This window comes from Aristophania sp. ESL1142 (assembly GCF_058107345.1).
In genome coordinates this window covers 303,430-324,470 of sequence record NZ_JBYLUH010000002.1, presented here as the reverse complement: position 1 = coordinate 324,470, position 21,041 = coordinate 303,430, and the positions used below count along the sequence as shown (strand labels likewise).

At 45.7% G+C, this 21,041-nt stretch carries 17 protein-coding genes; 6 read left to right on the top strand and 11 right to left on the bottom strand.

Annotated features, from left to right (window positions below):
* Positions 1–44: 44 nt before the first annotated feature.
* Positions 45–1,229, top strand: coding sequence for an AI-2E family transporter (locus AC3B6P_RS09160; protein WP_489805828.1), 1,185 nt, complete (start codon positions 45–47; stop codon positions 1,227–1,229).
* 20 nt (positions 1,230–1,249) lie between these two features.
* Here the strand turns inward: AC3B6P_RS09160 and AC3B6P_RS09155 are convergent, their stop codons facing one another.
* The 4 genes from AC3B6P_RS09155 to AC3B6P_RS09140 form a co-directional block, all read right to left on the bottom strand.
* Positions 1,250–1,696, bottom strand: a complete 447-nt coding sequence (locus tag AC3B6P_RS09155; RefSeq protein WP_489805827.1) for a BatA domain-containing protein — start codon at positions 1,694–1,696, stop codon at positions 1,250–1,252.
* A complete protein-coding gene (locus AC3B6P_RS09150) occupies positions 1,686–2,831 on the bottom strand; it encodes a DegT/DnrJ/EryC1/StrS family aminotransferase (RefSeq protein WP_489805826.1) in 1,146 nt (381 codons plus the stop codon). The genes AC3B6P_RS09155 and AC3B6P_RS09150 overlap by 11 nt, the downstream gene beginning before the upstream one ends.
* A gap of 157 nt (positions 2,832–2,988) precedes the next feature.
* Positions 2,989–3,402 carry a MarR family transcriptional regulator gene (locus AC3B6P_RS09145; protein ID WP_489805825.1) on the bottom strand — a complete coding sequence of 138 codons (414 nt, stop codon included), beginning with the start codon at positions 3,400–3,402 and terminating at the stop codon, positions 2,989–2,991.
* A 170-nt stretch (positions 3,403–3,572) separates the two neighbouring features.
* The gene (locus AC3B6P_RS09140; protein ID WP_489805824.1) at positions 3,573–4,976 is read right to left on the bottom strand and encodes a leucyl aminopeptidase family protein; all 1,404 of its coding nucleotides are present in this window, start codon (positions 4,974–4,976) and stop codon (positions 3,573–3,575) included.
* 106 nt (positions 4,977–5,082) lie between these two features.
* Here AC3B6P_RS09140 and AC3B6P_RS09135 point away from each other — a divergent pair, with 106 nt between their 5' ends.
* The 3 genes from AC3B6P_RS09135 (at position 5,083) to fdxA (ending at position 8,270) form a co-directional block, all read left to right on the top strand.
* Entirely contained in the window at positions 5,083–7,557 is a 2,475-nt protein-coding gene (locus AC3B6P_RS09135) for a helicase-related protein (protein WP_489805823.1), read from the top strand.
* Positions 7,558–7,566: 9 nt separating this feature from the next.
* The gene (locus AC3B6P_RS09130; protein ID WP_489805822.1) at positions 7,567–7,836 is read left to right on the top strand and encodes an RNA-binding S4 domain-containing protein; all 270 of its coding nucleotides are present in this window, start codon (positions 7,567–7,569) and stop codon (positions 7,834–7,836) included.
* Between the two features lie 101 nt (positions 7,837–7,937).
* Positions 7,938–8,270 (top strand): ferredoxin FdxA, encoded by a 333-nt coding sequence (fdxA, locus tag AC3B6P_RS09125; protein WP_489805821.1) that lies wholly within the window; start codon positions 7,938–7,940, stop codon positions 8,268–8,270.
* Between the two features lie 160 nt (positions 8,271–8,430).
* On the opposite strand, the gene cyoD is transcribed toward fdxA, so the two are convergent.
* From cyoD to AC3B6P_RS09100, 5 genes are all read right to left on the bottom strand, one after another.
* Positions 8,431–8,766: a cytochrome o ubiquinol oxidase subunit IV gene (cyoD, locus tag AC3B6P_RS09120; RefSeq protein ID WP_489805820.1), complete on the bottom strand. Its 336-nt coding sequence runs from the start codon at positions 8,764–8,766 to the stop codon at positions 8,431–8,433.
* Positions 8,766–9,377, bottom strand: a complete 612-nt coding sequence (gene cyoC, locus AC3B6P_RS09115; RefSeq protein ID WP_489805819.1) for a cytochrome o ubiquinol oxidase subunit III — start codon at positions 9,375–9,377, stop codon at positions 8,766–8,768. Before cyoC ends, cyoD begins: the two co-directional genes overlap by 1 nt.
* Before the next feature lie 17 nt (positions 9,378–9,394).
* On the bottom strand, positions 9,395–11,392 hold the full coding sequence (cyoB, locus tag AC3B6P_RS09110; protein WP_489805818.1) for a cytochrome o ubiquinol oxidase subunit I: 1,998 nt from the start codon (positions 11,390–11,392) through the stop codon (positions 9,395–9,397).
* Between the two features lie 14 nt (positions 11,393–11,406).
* Positions 11,407–12,363, bottom strand: coding sequence for a ubiquinol oxidase subunit II (gene cyoA / locus AC3B6P_RS09105; protein ID WP_489805817.1), 957 nt, complete (start codon positions 12,361–12,363; stop codon positions 11,407–11,409).
* Between the two features lie 448 nt (positions 12,364–12,811).
* The gene (locus AC3B6P_RS09100; protein WP_489805816.1) at positions 12,812–13,579 is read right to left on the bottom strand and encodes a Bax inhibitor-1/YccA family protein; all 768 of its coding nucleotides are present in this window, start codon (positions 13,577–13,579) and stop codon (positions 12,812–12,814) included.
* Positions 13,580–13,710: 131 nt separating this feature from the next.
* Here AC3B6P_RS09100 and AC3B6P_RS09095 point away from each other — a divergent pair, with 131 nt between their 5' ends.
* Positions 13,711–14,313 (top strand): 2'-5' RNA ligase family protein, encoded by a 603-nt coding sequence (locus AC3B6P_RS09095; RefSeq protein WP_489805815.1) that lies wholly within the window; start codon positions 13,711–13,713, stop codon positions 14,311–14,313.
* Here AC3B6P_RS09095 and AC3B6P_RS09090 read toward each other — a convergent pair.
* Together AC3B6P_RS09090 and AC3B6P_RS09085 are read right to left on the bottom strand one after the other, a co-directional pair.
* Positions 14,262–16,295 (bottom strand): lysylphosphatidylglycerol synthase domain-containing protein, encoded by a 2,034-nt coding sequence (locus AC3B6P_RS09090; RefSeq protein ID WP_489805814.1) that lies wholly within the window; start codon positions 16,293–16,295, stop codon positions 14,262–14,264. The two genes, AC3B6P_RS09095 and AC3B6P_RS09090, sit on opposite strands and share 52 nt — an antisense overlap.
* Positions 16,296–16,321: 26 nt before the next feature.
* On the bottom strand, positions 16,322–17,908 hold the full coding sequence (locus tag AC3B6P_RS09085; RefSeq protein WP_489805813.1) for a lysine--tRNA ligase: 1,587 nt from the start codon (positions 17,906–17,908) through the stop codon (positions 16,322–16,324).
* Between the two features lie 113 nt (positions 17,909–18,021).
* On the opposite strand from AC3B6P_RS09085, the gene AC3B6P_RS09080 reads away from it, so the two are divergent.
* On the top strand, positions 18,022–20,982 hold the full coding sequence (locus AC3B6P_RS09080) for an ATP-dependent DNA helicase (RefSeq protein ID WP_489805812.1): 2,961 nt from the start codon (positions 18,022–18,024) through the stop codon (positions 20,980–20,982).
* Positions 20,983–21,041 lie beyond the last annotated feature (59 nt).

The window sequence follows — 21,041 nt, the reverse complement described above, 5'->3', positions numbered from 1 at the left end:
ACCTGCTCTTCACATCGATCTTTTTCATAAAGGGTGCCACTTTCATGGGATTTTTCTTTTACCGACCACAACCTACTGAAAAAGAGCCACCTTCACGCGCTTTAAACCAGCTTGTGACACTCCTACGCTCTGTCATCATCCTGACGCTTATCATGCTGGCCTTATGGCTCGTGGGCGATGTTATAACCATTGTTTTCGCAGCTGCCCTGATGGCGATTGTTATGCACGGTCTTGCAAGATTATTGAGAAAATTTATTCCTTTTATCCCCTATGCAGCGGCTGTAGGCATTGTGGTCGTTACAATCATCGGTTTATTTACTGCCCTGATCTGGAGTAATGGCCCGGCCATTGGCGACCAGTTTATAAGCCTGAAAACAGCTCTGATTACACAATCTGGCGATTTGAAGGGACATTTATCTCACTCAACCTTGGGCAAATTGATTTTGGATCATTTACCGACAGCAATCGGCGGTAATGACAGCCATAATCCCCTGAGCAGCCTTGGTTTTGGATTCGCTGGCTCTGTCACAGGCTTTCTAAGCAGTGCCTTTGGTCTAATGGGCACCATTTTTGTCGTACTGATAGCTGCCTTTTATTTTGCTATTTCTCCTTCTCTCTATATTAACGGCTTTTTACGCCTGATCCCTCCCCCCCAGAGAGAAGTCACCCGAGATCTTTTATTTTCAGCGGGAGCAACTTTATGGGCATGGACCTCTGGTCAGGCCCTCGACATGCTGGTTGTTGGCTGTTTTTCTGGACTCGGCCTTTCCATGATCGGCGTTCCACTAGCGCTTGCGCTAGGTGTCGTTGCAGGACTTTGCAATTTCATTCCTTATATCGGGGCCATTATGGGGGCTGTGCCTGCCTTGATTATCAGCCTCTCTGTCAGCACTAAAGAGTGTTTTCTTGTTGCAATCCTTTATACAGTCATCCAGTTCTTCGAAGGAAATGTGCTCGCACCGCTCATTCAGCGCCGTGCTGTACACATGCCCCCTGCTATTGCCATTCTTTCACAGACTGTTTTCAGCTCTATATTAGGTGTGCCCGGATTAGTCCTTGCTTCTCCTATTACAGCAGCGTTACTGGCAGTTTTTGATAAGGCAATGCCACCACTTGAAAATGCTGAAGCTGTCCAGATGGCAGTCTCAGAAGTCAGTCAGGAAGAACTGGACGCCCGGAAAAAAGAAGAAAACCAAAAAATAGATGATGATCAAAAAGATCAGGATTAAAACTGATCTTTTCTGAAAAGTTATTTCCTGGCATTCCAGGACACATCAGGGAAGTTCTTTATCAAATCTGTCAGCTCGTCTTTATTGGCAGAGCTCATTCTGAAAGAGCCATCTGCCTCTGTCTGAAACCCCGCTACATCATCCCCATGACGAAAATGCCAAAAAGACAGATAGAGTTTATGATCGCTTTCTCCTTCCAGTAGAAACTGGACTGAGGGGTTTCCTGCCGGCGCTTTCTCTCCTTTGGTTCCCCATGACGTCCTATGATGCTGAAGCCACTGATTGAGAATATCAACTTCCTTTCCATTCAACGAACGCTGCATGGGCTGTAATTCCTGCCCCTTTATCAGAGAGGGGAAGGGAACTGGCCGTAACATAGGCCAAGCAAACGACCAGATCAGTATTACAGGGATCAGGACAAGGAGCGCACACCCAAGAAGAAAACCATTTTTGCTTTTAAAAGTCATTTTGATCAGCCCATTTCTGAACGGTTGTCACGACAAGTCTGCTCTCTTGCTCAGTTAAATCAGGATGAATGGGAAGCGCCAGAACAACTTCCCCTATCCCTTCAGAAACAGGAAGAGAGACACCATCATGATAGTTTTTATAAGCGGGTTGCTGATGAAGCGGTTTGGGATAATAAATTGCCGACGCAACATGATGGTCTTTCAAGCACAGCCTTAAACTATCGCGAGCCTGTTTTGAAGAAAGCTTTATGCAATAAACTGCCCAGGCACTTTGACTGTCTTTTACACGCACAGGCGTCTTCACGCATTTAGGCAGATATTGATCATAATAGTTGGCAACAGCCTCACGCTTTGCCAGCTCTTCATCAAATACTTCCATTTTAGCGAGAAGAACGGCAGCCTGAACGGTATCCAACCTGGCATTAAGCCCTATTCTCAAGACGTCATAACGCTCTTTCCCTTCTCCATGAGACCTCAGGGAACGATAGAGCTCTGCTTTTTCAGAATCATTGGTAAGAATGGCCCCACCATCTCCGTAGCAGCCCAATGGCTTTGACGGGAAAAAAGAAAGCGTCGTGGCAAGGGCTTCCTGACCTAGCTTACGGCCTTTATAGGAAGCCCCAAAAGACTGGGCACAATCGGCAATCAATATAAGACCTGTTTCCAGAGAAAAAGCCTTCAGTTCATCCCATGGTGCAGGCTGGCCATAAAGATCAACGGCTATAATCACAGATGGCTTTAACACATTCCCGCTTAAGACATTTTGATATCGTTCCTTTAAGGAAGCCAGATTTATCTGGAAACTATGAGGGTCAATATCTACAAATACAGGCACAGCCCCAAGCAGTAAGACAACCTCCGCCGTTGCTGTATATGTAAAGGCAGGAAGAAAAACAGCCATTCCGGGACCGATTTTTTCTGCCATCAGGGTAATCAAAAGAGCATCTGTGCCTGACGAAACGGCAATGGCATGACGAGCTTTGCTATAAAAGGCAAGCGCCTGCTCTAACGCTTCAACCTCCGGCCCCATAACAAATTGACAATGCTCGAAAACACGCTCAACACGCTCTTTCAAACCTTTTCCAAGACGAGCCTGTTGTGCCGGCAAATTCAGAAAAGAGACAGACCCGACCATAAAAAGTCCTTAACGACGATCATATTTGTCGGAACTTTATCAATAAATCTGTGAAAAGTCTAAAATACCCAAGGCATTGCTTTAAGAGGGAAATATTTTCAGGGAAAGTCTTTATAAAAAAACATTCCCTGTCATTAACAAAAAATGTTACGAATCTTTAACCAATTTTACGCAGACGAAAATCCGTTACCTTTTGGGCAGAGGAATTATTTCCTGATTTGGAAGAAAGATTCCCCGCTGCTGCATGGTCCATAATAGTACCTAATTCACGCAGATAGGCTGTTCCCTGCATAGTGCGCTGCACAAGAACCGAGCGGCGGTCAAGCGGGTCAGTTTTACGGCGCGCCAAGTCTAATTCACCGAGGCGATCCAATGCACGCGTGATCGCAGGTTTAGAAACCTTCAACAGCTCTGACAAACCACGGACCGTATGTGCCCCATCTTGCAGATAACAGGTCAGGAACACAGCAAGCTGACGCGCTGAAAGATCGGGCCCTTCACGCCGAACACTCTCGACGATTGTATCACGCAGCACTAATAAGGTCTGGTTTGTTTTCTTCGCACGATTCATAGAACCACCTTTGATGTTCGTTCATTTGAAATCATTGTCACCTGCCTGACCTTAGTCCGACAATAACTACCATTGAGATGACTTATTCAGAACGGTTTTGCAAGCATAATGGAATCGTAACAAATTAAGAATTGTGCCTAACGCTCAACAGCTATGTCTTTTTCTTATAACTAAGCCTTAAATCTTGTGGATAAAAGCCCAAACAATGCCCTTAATGCGCGCATCTCACCCCCTTTGGGGTGGCATGACGTACTCTGATCATTCCAGGCATAGCTATCAATATGTGCCCATTTTTGTCCTTTTTTAACAAAATTCTGCAAATATAACGCTGCCGTAATGGCTCCCGCCATTGGTTTATTCGCTACATTATTACAATCAGCGATATCACTCTCAAGCCATGCATTATATGCAGACCAGAGCGGTAAACGCCACAAAGGATCAAAATACTCACGTCCCGCTTTTAAAAGCTCTTCGGCCAGATCATCATCATTACAGAATAAAGCCGGGAGATCAGGTCCTAGAGCCACTCTCGCAGCCCCTGTCAGGGTTGCAGCATCAAGAACAATGGCTGGATCTTTTTCGCAGACCTCTGTGAGCAAATCGCATAACACCAGACGGCCTTCAGCATCAGTATTTCCTATTTCGACTGAGAGGCCTTTCCTTGTTTTAAGGACATCGCCCGGTCTCATGGCATGACCCGAAATACTATTTTCAACGCAACCTAAACGTAAGTCTATTTCCAGTTCCTGACCTGTTTCAATGAGTGCGCAGGCAAGACCTAGCATCAAGGCAGCGCCACCCATATCTTTCTTCATTTTCAGCATTGCATTTGAAGGCTTAAGGTCATATCCACCTGTATCGAAACAGACCCCTTTCCCGACCAAAGCAATATGAGGCGCGCCGTTCTTTCCACTCCAATGAGCCGAGAGAACAACTCCTCCCCGATCTGACCCAGCAGCGACAGAAGCCAGTGAAGGATATTCTCTCCTTAAATCCTCCCCTTCTATCAGTCTGACAGAGGCGCCACGTTTTTTAAGCTCTTCAGCAGCAAAACTGGCTAATTCTTTTGGGCCAAGGATATTGGCGGGCATATTAATGAGATCACGCCCCATCCAGACAGCTTTGGCAATCGTTTTGACATAGTTTAGTCTTTCACGGGCAAAAAAATCAGGAATAAGAAAACGCGCTCTTACCTCTGGCGCTGTCTTTTCCTTTGATAAGGTAAAATCATACCCGTCCAGACATATTCCCAGAAAAGCACTTTCAAGAAGCGTCTGATCCTCTGACTGAATAGACCATATCAAGCCCGGCAGCTGACGTGCTAGCGCTCCAAAAGATTCAGGATTTTCTGGATTATCATAAAACGCGACAGCCCCTCTGAGACCCTTTTTTCCTGGAAGAAGGAAAATTGTTCCAGCTTTTAAAACACATTTATCTAACGTCAAATAAGACCAGTCCTCACCACAGAGGGCGCGTGCCTGTGCCTCGTCATCTTTATGCAGAAGAAAGAGAGGAAAAGATTCAGAAATATTTTCCCCTTCAAGCAAGGGAAACGATAAAGATAATGATTGCAAAACTATTTCTGGACTCAACATTCTTCACCTATAAAATGACCTTCATTCAGGCTCGCCTATAACGGGCTCCCTACCCTATTTTACCTACTATAAGGCATGGATGCACATGACTTTAAGTTCATCTGGTTTCCTCCATGCTGTTCTGGGACCAACAAACACAGGGAAAACACATTATGCCCTCTCACGTATGATTGGGCATGAAAGCGGTATTATCGGTTTTCCCTTACGCTTACTGGCCCGGGAAAATTACGAACGTCTTGTTCGTCTGAAAGGTGAAGAGTCAGTCGGTCTTATCACTGGTGAGGAAAAAATTATTCCCGCTAAAGCGAAATGGTTCTCCTGCACCGTTGAATCCATGCCACTTGAACGTAGGGTCAATTTCATCGCCATTGATGAAATACAGCTCGCTGGAGATCCAGACAGAGGGCATATTTTTACCAATCGTCTCCTTTATGCCAGAGGGAAAGAGGAAACTCTTTTCCTCGGGGCTGAAATAATCCGCCCACTTTTGAAAAAACTTCTTCCAAATATCGTTATCGAAACCCGTCCACGATTATCAAAGCTGATTTATACAGGACCTACTCCCCTCACGCGTCTTCCTCCCAGGACCGCTCTTGTCGCTTTTTCTGCTTCAGAAGTTTATTCCCTGGCTGAAACCATAAGGCAAAAAAAAGGTGGCTGCGCTTTAATTATGGGGCGCCTAAGCCCCCGTACCCGCAATGCACAAATCGAACTTTACCAGAAAGGTGAGGTTGATTATCTGGTTGCAACTGATGCCATCGGCATGGGGTTGAATATGGATGTTGACCATGTGGCCCTTTCCTCACTGAGGAAATTTGATGGCCGGGTTCATCGCTCACTGACTTTGCAGGAAATTGCACAAATTGCCGGAAGAGCCGGGCGTGGTATGAAAGATGGAACTTTTGGCACGATCAGTCACTCAGACGCCCTTCCAACTGAAACCATTACAGCGATTGAGACCCATAACTTTTCCTCATTAAAACAAATATATTGGCGGCAAAACCATCTGGATTTCACAAATCCACATACGCTCCTCAAATCATTACAGACCCCCTCCCTCCAAACTGAGCTTATCAAGGGACGTGAAGCTTCTGACCTTGCTGTGCTTGAATATCTTACAATTTCAGACCTGCTTAAAAATTCCGTTTTCACCCCTAAAACAACCAGAATTTTATGGGAAGTCTGCCAGATTCCTGACTTCAAGAAACTGGGTGATGACAGTCACGCACAACTTTGTGGAAAATTATTTCTACATCTTCTGAAAGAAGGGAAAATTCCTACAGACTGGATTGAGGGGCAATTACGCTTTCTCAACCAGAGTGACGCCGATATCGACACCCTTATGCAACGGCTGCAAACCGTGCGCATCTGTTCCTATATCGCGGCACATCCTAACTGGTTGCCCCGTAATAATTACTGGCAGAAACGCAGCCACGAAGTTGAAAATAACCTTTCTGATGCCCTTCATGAACGGTTAATGGCCCGCTTCGTCAATAAGCGAGCTGTCTCACTTTTTAAGAATTTTTCAGAACAGAAAGGGGAGCTGTTCTATAAAATTACCAAAGATAAACATATTCTCGTTGAAGGCCACGATATTGGGCTGATCAAGGGTTTTACCATTGAACTGGATCAATCTAGCAACCAAGCTGAAAAAGCGATTTTACTTAAAACGGCAAGACGGGCCTTACAATTTGAAATGCCGTCATTAATCCGACATTTCTTAACTGAAAAACCTTCTGCCTTATCATTTCAGGCTCAGGGCCTTATTATTTGGGACAATATCCCTATTGGGCAGATAAAACGTGGGAAAAGCTATTTTGTCCCTGAAATATCACTTTTTCCCGGTGACTTTCAGGATATGGCGCAACGTCATACTATTTTAAAACATCTGCATTTTATGATCTCTTCGCTCATAGATGAGTTGCTACTTCCTCTTGAGAAAGCCCGCGAATGCACTCACAATGATCCGCAGCTGAGAGGAATTATTCATCGTTTATATGATGATGGAGGTATGACGCTTAAACAAAAAAGTGACAATACACTTTCACAATTACAGCGTAGAATCCTGCGTCAGGACAATATTGTCGTTGGTAAACGTTATATTTACTGCGCACCACTTTTTAAAGCGCCCCTTCAGCAAATATTTCTCCATCTTCATGCTGCCTGGCATAAGGGACACTCAGAGAATTTACAGTTATTAGCCCCAGGAATCATAAAGCTGGGGACAGCCACTCTAAGCGTGGTTAAACTTGAGAAAATCCTAAAGCTTCTCCCTGACTCTGATAAAAATGCGCGTAATCTTCCTGCCCCTTATAATCTTGCTTCTCTTTTAGGCGTAAAGCAAAAAGCAGTGTTAGATATTCTGAAAATAATAAATATCGCTTATCAGACGCCTCAAACCCTTCCCAAAAACATTTACGGTCCTCCAGCACCCCTTATGTTAAAAGCTGCCTTGTCTCCTAAAAAAGGTAAAAAGAAACAGCTCAGAACAAGAATCCACTGCAAAAAACAAAAAGAGACACCTTTTAACATTCTTAAAAATCTTCGTTTTCGGAAATAAGTTTAGAACATGGATTCACAGCGCCTTGATCTCTGGCTCTTTTATGCTCGGGTCGCAAAAACCCGTCAACTTTGCGCACGTTATATCGAAAAAGAACATATTCATTTAAACAGCAGACGCGTAAGCAAACCTCATACAAAATTACGGATCGGTGATATTCTGACATTTCCACTCCCCGGAAGACCCTCTATAGTCAAAGTATGGTGCATCGAAAAACTGGGTACGAGGCGGGGCCCTGCCCCTGAAGCCGCATTACTCTATCGCGAAATGTCCGAATAAGCGTTTTATGCTTGCATAATATGCCTTATTTTCGCATACCATTCTGGAAAATTCTGATATCAGGCTTTATCTGAAGGCCTACGTAAGAACTGGAGACGACAATGACCTATGTGGTCACAGAAAACTGCATTAAATGCAAATTCATGGATTGTGTAGAGGTTTGTCCAGTTGACTGCTTCTATGCGGGCGAAAATTTTCTGGTCATCAATCCTGATGAATGTATTGACTGTGGTGTGTGTGAGCCAGAATGTCCTGCAGAAGCTATTTTCCCTGACAGTGATGAGAGATCAGGCCCCTGGATGGAAACAAATGCCAGGTTAGCTAAAGTCTGGCCTAATATCAGCCAGAAAGGCACTCAGCCCGCTGATGCCGAAGAGTGGAATGGCAAACCCGATAAAGCAAAGCTTTTATCAGAAGAGCCCCATCAAGACTAAAATCACTTTATATACTGCTAAAAAAACCTTGGCACTTACATAAGAGCCAAGGTTTTTTTAACGCCTATTTTAAAAATCTAACCATATTTGGCTATAAAAAAGGGCCGGGAAAAATCCCCAGCCCTTCCTTTCGGAACACATTAAGTGCCTTAGATCTCTCTTAACGAGACATCATATGCATCTGTGTATCCCACAACACGAAGAGTGATCCTGCGACAATCACCAATACAGAGAAAACTGTAATCAGGAATGTCATGACAATCCAACGCTGTTTTGAGCTTGTGTTCATATGAAGGAAAAAGACCACATGAACAACAATCTGGATTGCTGCAAGAATGCTTATCACTACCAGTGTTGACCAGAAGCTCAATGCCTTCGTCATGACGATGGCAAAAGAAGCAACAGTCAGAATAACTGCCAGTACAAAGCCTGTGATGTAGGAACCGTAAGAGCCATGGCTCTCACCTGCTGCAGATGTTGCATGATTCTGGCTCATTACATCACACTCCCTAGATATACGAAGGTAAAGACGCAGATCCAGACGATGTCAAGAAAGTGCCAGAAAAGGCTCAGGCACGTAAGCTTGCCCATCATCCGCTCTCCAAGTCCCTGTTTACCCATGATCTGGAAGAACAGAACGATCATCCAGATCAGACCAAACGTAACGTGAAGACCGTGTGTCGCAACCAGTGTAAAGAATGAAGACAGGAACGCAGAGCGGTCTGGTCCATTCCCTTCACCAATCAGCTCGGCAAATTCCTTCACTTCAAGAACGACGAAGGAAAGACCAAGGAGGAAAGTTACGAGCAACCATGCCAGAACCCCGGATTTGCGCTGTGCAAAAGCACTAATCATCGCAAAACCATAGGTGATTGAAGAGACCAGAAGGATGGCCGTTTCAACGCCGACATTGGTGATATTGAAAAGCTCTTTACCCGTCGGACCACCTGCATATTGGTGGCACATCACGGCAAATACCGTGAAAAGTGTGCCAAACACTACGCAGTCCGTCATCAGGTAGATCCAGAACCCGAAGACCTTAACTTCGTTATGGTCGACGTGTTCTTCGTGGCCAGCTACGGACGAGTGAGTCGTGTCAGTAGACATATTGATTCATCTCCTCCTTATTCTGCTGCCTGCGCCGCGGCGAGCCGCTTTGCAAAAGCATCTTCGTTAGCCTGGATCTCTGAAACAGGAACGTAATAATCCACATCGAGGTCAGCACTACGAGCAATGACAGAAAGCATGATTCCCAAGAAACCAAGTCCTGCAAGCCACCAGATGTGCCATACCAGAGCAAAGCCCAGAAGAATGGTGAAGAAACCGATCACCGCACCCACGCCTGTATAGCGGGGCATGTGAATTGGCTCAAGCGGCGTTACAGGTGCCGGACGGCCGAGTTTCTTCTCGATATGGAATGTATCAAGTCCCCTGACAACAGGGATACGAGCAAAGTTATAGTGCGGTACTGGTGAAGGAAGAGACCATTCAAGAGTACGACCAGATCCCCAGTTATCACCGGTCAGATCATTCGCATCACGTTTACCTTTTACAGCATCAACAACAGCCAGAATCAGCTGTGCAACAATGCAAAGTGTACCCAGGATGATGATGAATGCACCAACACAGGAAACGAGCATCAGAGGATACCAGTTAGGGTTGTCATAATGGTTCAGACGACGTGTCATGCCTTCAAGCCCCGCAATATAGAGCGGAACGAATGTGACATAATAACCGACAAACCAGCAGCGGAAAGCCCATTTTCCGAAGAATTCATTCAGCTTGTAGCCGAAGACTTTCGGGAACCAGTAAGCCAGACCTGCGACGTAACCGAAATACACACCACCAATAATTGTATTATGGAAGTGAGCTACCAGGAAGAGTGAGTTATGAAGAACCCAGTCAGCTGTAGGCATAGCCAGCATAACACCGGTCATACCACCAATTGAGAAGGTAATCATGAATCCCACGATCCAGTTCATCGGACCTTCGAAGCGTACGCGACCTTTATACATGGTGAAGAGCCAGTTAAAGATCTTAACACCTGTTGGGATGGCGATAAGCATCGTAGCAATACCAAAGAAGGTATTGACGTCAGCACCAGCGCCCATTGTGAAGAAGTGGTGAACCCACACAACACATCCAAGGAAGCAGATCGCGCCACTGGCATAAACCATGGTTCTGTAACCAAAAAGTGGTTTACCAGAGAAAACAGCTGCAATCTCGGAGAAGACACCAAAAGCTGGCAGAACGAGAATGTAAACCTCAGGATGTCCCCATGCCCAGATCAGGTTGATATAGAGCATGACACTTCCGCCACCGTCATTGGTGAAGAAGTGCATTCCAAGGTAACGATCCAATGACAACAGCGCCAGAGTAACCGTCAAAACCGGGAAGGTAATCAGGATCATGATGATGGAATAGAATGCAGTCCATGTGAAAACTGGAAGTTCCATCCATTTCATGCCAGGAGCGCGCATCTTGACGATCGTCGTGAAGAAGTTCACACCTGTCAGCAATGTTCCCACACCAGATATCTGAACAGCCCAGATGTAGTAGTCAATACCAACACCAGGGTTAAAGGCCAGCTCTGAAACTGGAGGGTAAGCAAGCCAACCGACATTCGCAAACTCACCAATGAACAACGAGATATTGACCAGCACAGCACCGGACAATGTCATATAGAAGCTCACAGAGTTCAGGAATGGGAAAGCAACGTCACGCGCACCAATCTGAAGAGGAACCACAAAGTTGAACAGACCTGTCATGAACGCCATGGCCATGAAGAAAATCATGATCGTGCCGTGAGCAGAATAGATCTGGTCATAGTGATGAGGAGGCAGATAACCGGGGTTACCGTTAAAAGCAAGAGCCTGTTGTGTACGCATCATGATTGCATCGGCCAGACCACGCACAAGCATGACAATCGCCAACACAATATACATAATACCGAGCTTTTTATGGTCAACAGTTGTCAACCACTCACGCCACAGATATCCCCATTTACCAAAATAGGTAATTGCCGCTAATACAGCAACTCCTATGACTGCCACCGCGATAAACGTCCCCACAAGAATGGGTACATCAAACGGGATGTCAGATAAGGTTAATTTTCCGAGCATCTTTCGGTGTTTCCTTACATGCCGGTGTCGTTAGAAGCAGCATTGTCAGTGACAGACTGCATGCTCATGATCTTGCCGTTAGCCGGATCCTTCACCATACCATTGTTATATTTGGCAATAATATGATCGAAGAGATCTGACTGCGCATCAGCAAAATACGTCACAGGTGCATTCACCTGCTGCGCAGATACTTTTGCGTACGTCGTGCCATTAAGCGGCTCACTGGATGCGAAACGGCTTCCGCCATTTTTCACATTTTCAACCCAGGACTGGAACTGCTCAGCTGGCATGGCAATAGTCTGGAATTTCTGATCAGAGAACCCCGGACCTGTATATTGTGACGCTATCCCACGATAGGTGCCAACATCACGTGCCAGAAGATGCAACTGTGTTTCCATCCCTGCCATTGCATAAATCTGAGAACCGAGCTGCGGAATGAAGAAAGACGTCATAGCAGCATCAGATGTAATCACGAAGCTAAGTTCTGTCTTCGTAGGCACATCCAGTTCGTTGACTGTAGCAATTCCCAGATCTGGATAAATAAACAACCATTTCCAGTTAAGAGCAACCACCTGAATACGAAGTGGTTTATTGTTCTCAGCATGCTCTTTGGCAAGCTGCCCCTGTGTCAATGGTTTATAGGGGTCATAGAAATGAGTGCTCCAGAAGCTGATGCAGCTCAATACGAAAATAATCGCGATAGGAATAGCCCATACACAAGTTTCAATCTTGTGAGAATTATCCCAATCCGGCCAATATTCGGCCTTTTTGTTTGATGCCCGATATTTCCAAGCAAATACCAATGTTGCGATGATGACTGGAACGACAACACACATCATAACAGCCCATTCAAGGACCATCATGTCGCGGTTACCATCCGCAATAGGGCCGCGTGGCTGAAGAAGATCAACCGTGCACCCAGAAAGCATCAATGCAGGCAACGCCGGGAAAAATCGCCAGAGTTTTTTCATGGATCCTGCCTTTATCTGTCGTACTGGCCCAAAACGGCCAGATAACAATTTGACACTGTCAGGACTGCCCTAGCGCGTAAGAACGTCGTCATATTGTTACCTTCCTCCGTTCCTGTCCTGACGGTAGAAGCGAGACCTCCCACTCCTACGTTTATACCAACTCATCGGGAAAGATTCCCGACCGTCCCCTTTACATTAACTTGCGCCCAATTGTTCACAAGAAAAGCCAGAATACTGATAAGATTTCTCCCATCAGCTTCCTGAAAAGAAAACATTGGTCTAGCGCGTATTCTATCTCATTTCACGTAAAAGTAAACTTGGATTACAATTTTTTAATAGTCGCAGTAATGCCCCTCTTTATGTTTCGTTCCAGACAAAAAAGAGGCTGGAGGATACCCCCAGCCTTTCTTGTATCATCATAAATATTAATTTTTCCTACGCGGTAGAATTATCCCCTGCTATCGCCCCTATCTCCCAGAAATTGTAGCAGAAACTGGAACAGATTGACGAAATTGAGGTACATCGTCAAAGCATCATAAATGCTGTTTTTTGCCAAAAGATCAGGCCCCATATAGGCATATTGCTGCTGGTAGGAAAACTTGATCCGCTGCGTATCATAGGCGGTGAAGCCTGTAAAAATAAGAACCCCGACACAAGAGACAAGAAAACTCACCATATTGCTATGAAAGAACATATTGACAATCATCGCAATCAGGAGTCCAACCATTCCCATAAACAGGAAAGAGCCAAAACCGGTCAATGACCTTTTCGTAACATATCCCCATAATGACACCGCTGCATAAAGGGATGCAGTGATGAAAAAAGTGCGTGCGATCGACGTCCCTGTATAAGCAAAGAACAAAGACGCCATACTGACACCCATCGCAGCACTGAAGGCCAGAAAGATCATCTGAGCCGCAGAGCGCGAAAGCCTGTTCACCCCAAAGGATAAAACCATGACAAAAATCAATGGCGCAAAAATAGCAACATAACCTAGCAAGCTCGGCGCAATCATCGTACCTGATTGCGTTGACACAAGGTGGAAAAACAGATCGCGCAATGACGTATGTACAACAGCAAGAGCCACGCCGCCTGTAACAACCAGAGCAACAGCCATCCAGTTATAAACTCTGAGCATATAGCTCCGTAGACCTGCATCCATGGCAGCATAATTCTGCTGACCACTGGCTGCATTATAATCATATTGAAATGCCATAGAATTCCTAACCCGCTAAATATGCACCAGAAATCTGTGATGAGACTCTGCTCCCAACGATGTGGGGTTTTTTATGATTATGTCAAGGCGGAGCCCTTGACCTTTTACCTTGAGAAACCCTCATATGACATATGAGTCATCTTGCTGTAATAATTCCTCTTCCCTCTTCGTTTACCCCCATTTTCTCGCTATTGAAAACAATAGACTGTCAATGGCGTGAGGAGCCGCATGCTTTTCTTCCTCTCTGCAGAATAGGGCATTGTGATAACCAGACCTTACTAGAAGAGGTGGATTATGAGCTCTCCCGCCTGCGCTGGTCTGTGTTTCCCTGCTCGATCAAACACATCACCTTTCATATAGCCCCTGATGGCTACAAGCTCGGCCTTACAGTGACAACATCTTCATCCCTGCTTGCGCTCCGCCAAAAGGTAAATTTTGCCCTACATCGCGCTGGCCTTGAAATCCCTAGAAAGAAATTTGTACCTTTTATTGAATTAGGCTCTATGCCAGCAGGCAATGAGTTGCCGCTTAAAGGCTGGATAAACCAGCATGCACTCTTTCCGTTCCCCGAATTTGATGTCCATCATCTAGCGCTGATCGAAGATTACAGCACCAAGACATATGGTCAATTCTCCTTACTTGAAGAATATGACTCTCTTCAGGGTAGAATATCTAATATCAATCACGGAAGCTGGGAAGATCTGACTAATTCTAGTTCGGCTTTCAAAAGATGAGCGTTTTCATCTGAACAGAAGATCACGCTCCCTGACCCCAGGTCGAAACGTGACAAACCAAGTGCCTCATAGAGTTTTTTATATTTCGCTCCTGGCTGTAAAAAGGCCAGGCTACAATTTTCTTGCTCTGCATAGTCACGCAATCGCCAGATCGCCGCCTGTGTTTTAAGGGGATTACCCACCGGCTCTCCCAAAGCAAGGACAAAATCACCTTTCCTCATAAAAGCCAAGGCAGCCTGTCTACTTTCATCATAAAAGAAACCGTCAGGACGGAGAGACAGTTTTCCAATAAAATTCCGAAAACTATTTTGTGTATCCAGGCAGGCATAAGCGGCTGCGATGAGAGGCGTCCAATATTGAGGATAAAGCGGCCCCTTCCTCAAGCTCCACCAGAATGTAAGGAAACACCCCAAAGTCAGCGCTAGTATAAAAAAATGGCTTCTGAAGTTAATCAGACTATAAGAATCAGACACATGCCAGAGTTTTTCAAGCCCCTGTTGCAGGGCAATCCAGCACACACCGGAGAAACCGATCAGAAACAACCCCAGAAACGATAATAATATAGGAGATAAAGGATCAGAAAAGAACGCCGCTTTTCTATAATAGCTATAACGAAACGGGAGCAGAATTAAAAACGGACATAATAATATGGCATATATCTCCCAATCTGCCCTACATAATATCAGTAAAACTCCTACAACACATAATAGTCCAACCGAAAGACGCCACGCCAGAGCGATACGATTCATAAGCCCGAAAGAAACTGCTATAAGCGCAATACCAGATAATGTCAGTGCGATGATCATGAATTGTGTAAAATTCGTATGATCCCCCGAAGAAAAGCGAGGTACAAGAACGGTTACAGCATAAGCAATAATGGTAATTGCCACGAATAATTGTATCGTACCTGCTATTGTAACTGCAAAATAAGCCTCTGACTGACGTAAATTCTGTTCACGCTTTCCTGGTATAAACGCTTTATCACGAAAAAAATGGGCTTTAAGACAGAGCTCATGCGTAGCAAAAGCCCCTCCTGCGAGCATTAATGGAACCAGATAATACATCACCCTGAACATCAGGATCATCGCCATGATATGTGAGACTGGAAGCCAGGGAGAGAGCGCAACCATCATTGTTCCATCAAATATCCCCAATCCTCCAGGAATATTGGTCAATAATCCGGCAGTATAGGAAAAAAGGTAAATTCCTAAAAAACTACCAAACGTCAAGCTTGACTGAGCTGGTAAGGGGCCGATCAAACACCATGCAATCAAAGCCGTGGCAGACATGTCTGCCATACTGACAAAAATTTGCCCTAAGGCAATTTTCCAATCAGGAACATCTATTCTATGCCCCCTGAACGAAAGGGATTTCCTTTTATAAGCTGCCAAAACATACAAGACCAATATGAGAAAACAGCCACCGCCTAACCCAACCGGAAACCAAGGACCGTAATGTGACAGAAGGGGGATTGTTCCCGGCTGCCATAATAAAATAAGCCCTACCAGCCCTATCATGCCCAGAAAGTAAGTCAATGAGCAGAAGGCAACAATGGAAGCGATCTTGCGACCTGGAACACCCCAATTTCGGTATAGCCTGTAACGCACTGCCGTACCTGAAATTGCTGCGCAACCAAGGTTATGAGCCAGAACATAAGCGCAGAATGAAACGAAGGCGATTTTCCACCAGGAAAGACCCGCTTTAACATGACGGCAGGCAAGGCCATCATAAAAGGCTAGAACCCCATAAGCAAGAAACGTCGCCCCAATCCCAAGCCATAAGGAGGAAAGCGGAAGTGCTTCGACACTGACAAGGATATTCTCAAGGGAAAAATGCTTAAATTGTCGCCAGATAACAAGAATAGCCGCGATCAGCAGCCCTCCTCCGACAAGAGGGGGCAGATATTTAAGAGAAAACCTCTTTTTATCTGCCTTTTCCGCTATCTGCCCCTCCTGAGGCGGAGAATACCCTGGCCCGCTCATAAACTCTGAATCTGCCCTGTATGCTTTTATGGCTCTACAGGTCGCTCAAGCGCTTCTTTGATTAAGGAAATCGTATCAGATAACCCGAACAAAGCGGCGAAGATACCAAAACGCGGCCCCTCACTCTGACCAAGCAAAACCTCATAAAGACACCCAAACCATGAACGTAGTTCTGACTTATCAAAATATCTCTTTCCGATTTCAAACACGACATTCTGAACCATATCAGGCGTCGAATCAGACGGCAGTTCTGCTAGTGCCTGGGCCAAATCTACCAATGCCAACCTTTCCTGTTCAGTCGGGCTGCGAAAAACCTTTGTCGGACGTACACGCTCATTAAAATAAGTCAAAGCATGTGAAACGAGACGATCCAAATAAGGATGAGTCTCTGGAGAAAGAGTAGCATCATAACGACGCAAGAATTTCCAGAGCGTCTCTGCCTCATGGGCATTTGCAACACTTGCCAGGTTTAATAACGCCGTAAAAGAAATCGGGCTGGTATCCTGAAGGCGAACATCCCCATTATGTAAAAACCAGACTGGATTATTATAAAGGTCAGCGCCTTCCTGCGCCTCAGCCTTCTGAACAAAAGTCAGATAGTCATCTGTCGCACGGGGAATAACATCAAAATAAAGCCGTTTGGCGCGACTAGGCTGCTGGAACATATATTGAGCCAGGCTTTCGGTGGTCCCGTAACGAAGCCATTCTTCAACAGAAAGCCCGTTACCTTTGGATTTGCTTATTTTTTGGCCCTGTGCATCTAAAAACAGCTCATATGTCAGCGTTACAGGGGGCTCCTTACCTAAAAGACGGCATATTTTGGAAGAAAGCTTGACGCTATCAATCAGATCCTTCCCAGACATCTCATAATCAACACCCAGGGCATACCAGCGCATAGCCCAATCGGCTTTCCACTGCATTTTGGCCTGCCCGCCATAGACAGATGTCTCAAAGCGTTTGCCAGCGTCATCTTCCCATATGACAGTTCCTGCATCTGGATTTACTTCCAGAATAGGAACCTGCATCACCCTGCCTGTTTCAGGATGAATTGGCAGGACCGGAGAATAGGTCGCCCTTCTTTCTGCCCCTAATGTTGGAGCAATCACGGCAATAATCTGATCATGAACTTCAAGAACACGCTTCAGGGCTTTGTCAAAAACACCGCTTGTATAATATTGAGTGGCTGATGCGAACTCGTAATCAAAGCCGAAATTATCCAGAAACTCACATAAAAGAGCATTATTATGGGCTGCGAAACTTTCATGAGTCCCAAATGGATCAGGCACACGTGAGAGAGGCAACCCTATATGCTGATGCAACATCTCTTGCTGTGGTACGTTAGTTGGCACTTTCCGCAAGGCATCCATATCGTCAGAAAATGCCAAAAGACGTGTCTTGCGTCCGGTCATAGCCTCAAATGCCTGACGCACCCAGGTTGTACGGGCAACCTCACCAAATGTGCCAATATGAGGCAAACCAGAAGGGCCGTACCCTGTTTCAAGCAGAACAGGTTTCTGCGGGTCTCTGTCTTTGACCCGTTCACTCAATTTTCGAGCTTCTTCGTAAGGCCAGAGCTTTAACAAAGAGGGATCAGGTAGGGAGTGGCTCAGCATGGTATTCATAGCCCTATAGATTTAGAGTGCCTCAGGTTACAGATCAAGAAGTCCGGCCTTTCTATGAGATTACACCCTCGGCATCAACGCATTTTATAGATAAAGTGTTACAAATGACTGATCAGTTCCTTTCTCCATTTCATGCGCCTGCGCTTATCGCCGGCCCAGCCATTTCCTCCCTGCTGACACCAGACGGAGAAATACTGACTCTTCCCAATCAGAAACTCATCACCCTCTTACGGGATTTCCCTCCTCCTCTGTTAGTACATGGACCAGAAACTCTAAAACTTCTCAATTTACCGCCTGAAACTCAGCCTGTACCCTGGTTCGACCTACTTGAACTTTTTCTGTTCATATATCCAGCCAGGTCCGTAACACCAACACCACGTGGCCTCGCACTTGCCTTAGGGCTTATTTCTGAAGATGATGACAAGATTCTACAACCCAATATTCTCTATGACATAGCCCATCATTTATTATCCTACCTGCATGAAACTACCATGGTTCCTGAAGAGCATAATATTCTGCTTTCTCTGACGGATTTTATGGCAAAAGCAGGATGGAGCTGGTCAGATTCAGTAAGAATATCGCTCACGCCTGAAACAGGCAGCACTCATTTCCCTGATAAATCTGAAAGTCTACATCCAGCAGAAGCCTTTAAAATATGGAAATATCTGCCACAGTGGGAGGAAAAAGCGCCTCGTCCGCAACCCGGTTCACAAACCGTAACACCATCAGCAGCCCGTAAAAGACTTGCCGAGATGCTAGGGATCAATGCAGAGACAAGAGTCGGGCAAGCAGACTTTTCATCTGTCACAAGTCATGCTTTCCAGCCGCGTGAAAAACCCAATGAACCCAATATCGTGCTCGCTGAAGCCGGAACAGGAACCGGCAAAACCCTCGGATATATCGCACCAGCCAGCCTCTGGGCTGAGGCGAATGATGGCGCCGTCTGGATCAGTACTTACACACGCCATCTTCAGAGACAGATTGAACAGGAGCTGACACGCCTCTACCCCGACCCTGCTATAAGACGTGAAAAAGTCGTCATACGCAAGGGAAGAGAAAATTATCTCTGTCTCTTAAATCTTGAAGAAATCGTCGTTGCCGCTCTCAACAGACCAGCAGATAACAACCCATCCTTAATCGCCCTTGCACTTTTGGCAAGATGGGCCAGGAAAACAGCTGATGGAGACCTACAGGGGGGAGACCTTCCCGGTTGGTTCAGCGATCTTTTCGGTACAGGATTGCTTGCGGCAATCTCAGACAGACGCGGTGAATGTATCCATTCCGCTTGCGGCCATTATCTCAGCTGTTTTATTGAAAACTCTATTCGCAAAGCTCATTATGCTGATCTGGTCATTGCCAATCATGCTTTAACCCTTTCTCAGGCTGCATGGAATGCGCTTATTCCACAATCAAAGGCACCGGCAAATCTTCAGGATGAGAATGGTATGCCCACTCATATCATTTTTGATGAAGGACATCATATTTTTGATGCCAGTGATAATGCCTTCTCTCTGACTTTCTCAGGCATGGAAGCTGCTGAATTAAGGCGTTGGATTTTGGGAAATGAAGGTAGCCGTTCAAGAGCCAGAGGTCTTCGCCGCAGGATTGATGATTTGTTGGAAATCTTCCCGCCTTTAAATGACAAACTGCAAAAAATTCTCTTAGCTGCACAAACTGCCTTACCCCAACCCCAATGGAGCCTGCGCGTACAGGAAGTCAGGGATCAGCAAGCTTTATTTTCAGAAAATCCGACAGAAACTCCTCAAACTCTCTCAAAACTGGATAATCCTTCTGAACATTTTCTTGCAGAGCTTGATAACCTGCTTGAGGCACGCCTCCGCGAAAATATACGCCCCAATGAGCCTGATATAAGATATGACCGTCAGGAAGTTGATCTCCATCCAGTTAATGACCCTCTGCGACATGCAACAGAGAGATTGATTGAAGCTCTTCAGAAGATCGCAAAACCGCTTGAGCACCTCATCTCATATCTGGCGGATCAGCTTGAGGAAAATACAGAGCTTGACCCGTCATTCATACAACGTTTTGAGGCACTGATCCGTAGCCTTTACCGCCGCGCACTCACTCCCCTACAAGGCTGGATCTCCATGCTCAGAGCAATCTCCTCCCCTCCTGTAACGGATGAGACCCCTCTCTATATTGATTTTGTACGACGCGATAAATTTTCCGCACCGCGTATGGGAATAGAAGGCATAGATGTAGGACTGCACCGACACTGGCTTGACCCTACCATTCCCTTTGCCAGCGTCCTGCAGGGCACTGCACATGGCCTGGTCATAACGTCAGCAACATTACGAGACCGCCAGGAGAAAGGGAATGAAGAACAGAACTGGCAGAAAGCCGAACAGCGTGTCGGTATTCCTCATTTCTTGAAAGCTCCTATCAGGGCTTCCCTGCTCAGCCCATTTGATTACAGCAAACAGACACGCGCTTATATTATTACCGATGTCTCTCCTGAGATCATATCGCTTAGCCGTGCCTTTCAACATCTGTTTGAAACGGCTCAAGGTGGTGCCTTAGGATTATTTACTGCCATAAGTCGTCTGAAAGCTGTTTACAAACATATTAAGAAACCACTAAGCCATAAAGAAATTACCCTTTATGCTCAGCATATAGACCTCATGGATAATGCAACTCTGGTCGATATCTTCCGGACAGAACATCATAGTTGTCTTTTGGGTACTGACTCCATGAGAGATGGTGTCGATGTGCCAGGTAATGCTCTCAGAATGGTTGTTTTTGAGCGTACTCCGTGGCCAAGACCGGATATTCTCCATAGGGAAAGGCGACGCTACCTCTCTCAGGGCAACCCTCTTGACTATGATGATTTCATTACAAGAATGAGGTTGCGTCAGGCTTTTGGGCGTCTAATCAGGCGTAAGGATGATAAGGGAGTCTTTGTTATGCTAGACCGTCGACTCCCTTCAAGGCTTCTCTCCGCCTTTCCAGAAGGTGTTGAAGTCAAAAGACTAAAACTTGCCGAAGCTATCGAAGAAATAACACCCTTCCTTCATCCAGACGAAATCTTACACAATCAGGCATAAAAAAACTTCCACTCTTTTGGAGTGGAAGTTTTTTCTTTTCAAAGGCAGCTTCCCTTCCC